The sequence below is a fragment of the Ferruginibacter sp. genome (assembly GCF_028288465.1).
GTDB lineage: Bacteria > Bacteroidota > Bacteroidia > Chitinophagales > Chitinophagaceae > Ferruginibacter.
Genome location: NZ_JAQBNR010000087.1, coordinates 1 through 4276, shown reverse-complemented (window position 1 = coordinate 4276; position 4276 = coordinate 1). Strand labels below are relative to the sequence as shown.

Annotated in this window: 5 protein-coding genes; all 5 read left to right on the top strand. The window is 43.7% G+C overall.

Annotated elements, in window-relative coordinates; all coding sequences use genetic code 11:
- A partial coding sequence (locus JWR61_RS28065) for a hypothetical protein (RefSeq protein WP_301930957.1) occupies positions 1 to 895 on the top strand: 895 nt, incomplete at its 5' end.
- A gap of 70 nt (positions 896 to 965) precedes the next feature.
- The gene (locus tag JWR61_RS28060) at positions 966 to 1172 is read left to right on the top strand and encodes a hypothetical protein (RefSeq protein WP_301930956.1); all 207 of its coding nucleotides are present in this window, start codon (positions 966 to 968) and stop codon (positions 1170 to 1172) included.
- Positions 1156 to 1605, top strand: coding sequence for a hypothetical protein (locus JWR61_RS28055; protein WP_301930955.1), 450 nt, complete (start codon positions 1156 to 1158; stop codon positions 1603 to 1605). The genes JWR61_RS28060 and JWR61_RS28055 overlap by 17 nt, the downstream gene beginning before the upstream one ends.
- Entirely contained in the window at positions 1568 to 2083 is a 516-nt protein-coding gene (locus JWR61_RS28050; RefSeq protein WP_301930954.1) for a hypothetical protein, read from the top strand. Before JWR61_RS28055 ends, JWR61_RS28050 begins: the two co-directional genes overlap by 38 nt.
- Positions 2067 to 4276 (top strand): hypothetical protein (locus JWR61_RS28045; RefSeq protein ID WP_301930953.1); only part of this gene is annotated, 2210 nt, incomplete at its 3' end. The genes JWR61_RS28050 and JWR61_RS28045, both read left to right, overlap by 17 nt.

Sequence of the window (4276 nt, the reverse complement as noted above, 5' to 3'; positions counted from 1 at the left end):
CTCGCTCACCATGTCGAACACCGGGAAAAGCTTATGTGACCCGATTGCCAAAGCGATAAAGAAAGTCTTTATCTTCCCGTACTTCAAGGCTGACGGCACGATCAATTCAATTGATATTACCGGGGCTACCCCGTTAAACGATGCCTTTTTTCTTGCATTGATTAACAACACCACCCCATCAAACCGCCTCTATCCATTGCCGCGCGCTTCAAGTGTGACAAGTCCAAGAGCAGAAAGCATCTTTGAAACTTACGGAGATGACACAAAAGACTTCATCCGCGAGGGTGTACGCTCTGTTGTTATGACTCTTTCAAAACAAAGCGCTATTTATCTGGGTAAAATTAAAGACTGGAAATGTCAAGACATCGGGGTTATTTTGGTGGACGCGGAAGGCAACATGATCCTCTCTTCTACTGCTGCCGGATTAGGTTACGGTATCAGAATCGACAAAGGATCATTAGACGCAACTTTGGTCTTTGCAGAAGACAACGTATCTCAAAAAATTGAAGTGAAATTCAACTTCCACCCTGACGAAAGAGACGAAAACCTACGTGTTGTACTTGCATCGAATATGCCAGGAGCAAACCTCCTGCTTAGAAACGGATTGATCGACGTAAACGCGGTTTATACCACCATTACGGCTACAGCCTTCACGGCTACCATGACTTCAGATTTCGGAGATCCTACACACCCGGCGAAGATTGAGGGGCTTGTAAAAGCCGACTTCGTTTTAAAGAAAGGTTCTGCTGTGATTGTTATTACGACCGTTACCGAAACCGCGCCAGGAGTATACGCATTTGTATACCCAACGCAAACCACAGGAACACTCACGCTGACTGCCACGAAAGCAGGATTCGATTTCTCGAGGATCAACACAGCCATAGCGGTATCATAATTAAAACAGAACATTCATAAAAAAGGGCAAGCGGTTCATATTGCTTGCCCTTTTTTCTATACCTCAAGACATGGACGGAACACAAGGACAATACGATATCAAAGTAGGCGAAACGATCTTCCACATTGAAGCATTGCTGCCATATACGAAAAGTGACTTCTTTAACCTGTACAATAAGCCTGCAAACAAGGGTCACGGCCTGGACTTAGAACATTGCTGGCACCAGGTTGAAAAAGGCATCCGAAAGTATAAAAAAGCCAATGGAGGCGCTGCGTAAACTAGCAATACGGGCCACAAAGTTAAGCCCTGAACTACTGTTTAAGTTGGTCCTAAAGGACAAGAAGGTTCAAAAAAAGATACTGGATTTAAACAGGATTGACCAGTTGTTTGACAGGGGAGTGGACTCAAAAGGAGATGCATTACCTCCATACGCAAAAAGCACAATTGCTAAAAAAAAAGCGGCAGGACAAGAGTACACCCACATGACGTTAAAAGACAAAGGTGATTTTTACGAGTCCTTTAAAATAGTCATGGTCGACGGCGGTTTTGTTATCGAGGCAGACGCCGAAAAAGACGGGACCGATTTAACAAAGCGATACGGAAAAGAGATCCTTGGATTAAGCGAGGATAGCATGGGAAAACTAATTGAAATTATTAAAGAACGCGCACCGGATGTTATACTGGAATACCTACTTCAAGGACTTGTTTAAAAAGAAAGCGGTGCTATACCAGGGCATTAACGACATGCCGATTGATAACTGGTTTTCGATCCATGAGACGAGCGATTTAAAACATGTGATACATGTACCTGGAAAAGTAAAAGACAGCGATTTAGCGGCTCAATGGAGCGTGATCTACAACCAATTTATAGACACGTTCGGGCTTAATGAAGATTACCGGGCATTGCTTGAACTGAAACGCGAAATAGAAGTCTTAAAAATCGACTTGACCATAACCGAAGACCGAACAAACAAGGTCTTTATAGCCATGAAGGAAAGGGAATTAGCAGACGTGCTACAAGGCAAGGTCAAAAGTGATGCCAACGAGGTACGGGCAAGGGTGGAAAAGTACATGGGATTCCGGTTAAACGGAGCCACGACAAGCGTAAAGGACTACTATTCATACATGAAGATTTTAGAAAAAGACTACCAGGCAAAAGCAAAACAAAGCAATGGCGAAAAGCAGTAAGATAAAACAGGTTGACGTTATCGCGGATAGTGTATTTAAAGACACCATCGAGGGAGGCGAGCAACTTGTTAAGGTTCTCGAAGAGGTAAAAGGCGGGCTCAAAGATGTTTTGCTAGAATCAAAGGCTCTTTTAATTGCCAATCCATTTAAGAACAGCAAAGATTTATCCGATTATCACGGGCAATTAAAGCAAATCGAGGTTGCGCAAAAGCACCTGGTTGAACTTGATATTGTTAAGGAGCGACTTAAACAGGCGCAATTAAAAACCACCCAGCAGGAGATAAAAGCGGAGCGCGATCTAGGAAAGGCCGTTGCAGACGAAGGAAAAGTAAGAGACAAGGCTGCAAAAGCAGTTGCTGACCAAGGCCGCGCGTATGTCAGCCTTTCAAAAACACTTAACGAAAACAAAAAGGCGGTAAAGGATCTACTTGCGGCAGGCCGAGACTTGACAGCAGAAGAAAAGGCGCTTGTAAAAAGCACGCAGGATTTAGACAAAAAACTAAAGGAGATTGACGCCACCGTAGGAGATAATCAGCGATCCGTAGGAGCATATAAAGACGCAATAAAAGATGCCTTAAACGAAACCGGGGCACTTGGTGGAGTTATCGAAAGGGTATCAGCTTCTTTTAAAAGATTCAGAGACGCGCAGGACTCAACCGCAACATCAGGTAAAAAGTTTGCCGCATCTGCTAAGATTATAGCAGGGGGAATTGCGGCAGTTGCGATTGCGCTGTTTATTGCAATAAAAGATGCAGCAGTAAACGCAAGTCAGAGCCTTAGCGACCTTGCAGATAAAACAAGTATCAGTATTGGATTGCGACGGCTTGAAATAAATGCGGCGGCATTAGCGGCAAGCGTTGCGGGAGCAAACACCAACGTTAAAGAGGCCGTTAAATTATTTTCGGAATTAGTAGACCAGACAACTGCAACGGCAAAGGCAATGCGCGCGCTTTCTTTAGAGATTCAACAGGCTGCGCTTGACGAGGTTGATTATAATGAGATTGCAAACGACACAACAATAGGGTTTATTGAGCGAGCAAACGCCTTGGAAAAAGCTATTGCCCTCGGCAAACAGAAACTACAAGGCGAGTTAAAAGCCGCAGAGTTAACATTGGCCCTTGCAAACAAGGAAGTTGCAGCAAGTGAAGCCAACATAGGCATAGGGAAAGCTAAAAAAGAACTGTACGAGGCGCAGAATAACGCTTTAATGGCGCAAAGGGTGGCCGAAGATAATTTGGCAGATACTACCCGCATCAACGCCCAACGCGAACGCGAACAAAACATAGCGCGCGCCACCCAGGAAATAGATTTGCTACTTAAGAAAAAGCAATCTGCGAACGCTCAGGCGGCCATGCTTGAAATAGAGCTAGCGGATCAAAAAAACCAACTGAGTGAACGAAAGAAAATTAACGCGCAATTATTGGCAGTAAATCAAAAAACAACAGCCGAAGAAATCGCCATTTTTAAAAAGTATGTCAAGATCCAATTTAACGAGAACAATCTACTGAAAGAACAGGACGCAATCAGACTAAAAGAGAAAATAGAAGGATTGCGGACGCTTGAAGGCAAGGGTCTTGGCGAAGCGGCGGTATCTGAGCTTTCCAAAATTATTAAAAACAACCAGGATAAGCAGATCGAAAACGCTAAAAGCCTAGACGCCCTTAAGGACGAAGAAATTAAGAAACTGCAACGTATTGCCGCCATCGGGCGGGACATTGCCAAGATTAATTTGGAAGCGCAGATTAACGAAGCCAACATTGCAAAGGAGGCGTATATTCTTGCATACGAAAAAGCAAACGACGAGATACTTAACAAGGGGAAGTTATTTAACGCAAAGCTTAACGAACAAAGGGAGTACGTATTTGAAAATCAACAATCGGAAGCCGAAAGCCTAAGGGGCTTAAAAATAAAACTGCTTGAACAAATCGCTGAATCTGAAAGAATCGCATTGCAAGCCAGCGTGACAGATAATGAAATACGTGCTGAAGAGATCAGGAAAATTAACGAAAAATTAAAGGTTGACTTACATGCCATTTACAACGATGATGTAATTCAGAAAAAAGCCGCCAATAAAAAGAAAGAGGAAGACGATGAACGCATTGCATTAAAGCAACGTCAAGAGGTTGTAGATACAGTTCAGCAAACAGCCGGACATATCAACGACGCCCTCGATAAACAGAGCCAACGCAAACA

Excerpts from the sequence above, each read along its gene's own strand:
- JWR61_RS28060 (WP_301930956.1), top strand. The coding sequence starts at position 966 with ATGGACGGAACACAAGGACAATACGATATCAAAGTAGGCGAAACGATC.
- JWR61_RS28055 (WP_301930955.1), top strand. The coding sequence starts at position 1,156 with ATGGAGGCGCTGCGTAAACTAGCAATACGGGCCACAAAGTTAAGCCCT.
- JWR61_RS28050 (WP_301930954.1), top strand. The coding sequence starts at position 1,568 with ATGTTATACTGGAATACCTACTTCAAGGACTTGTTTAAAAAGAAAGCG.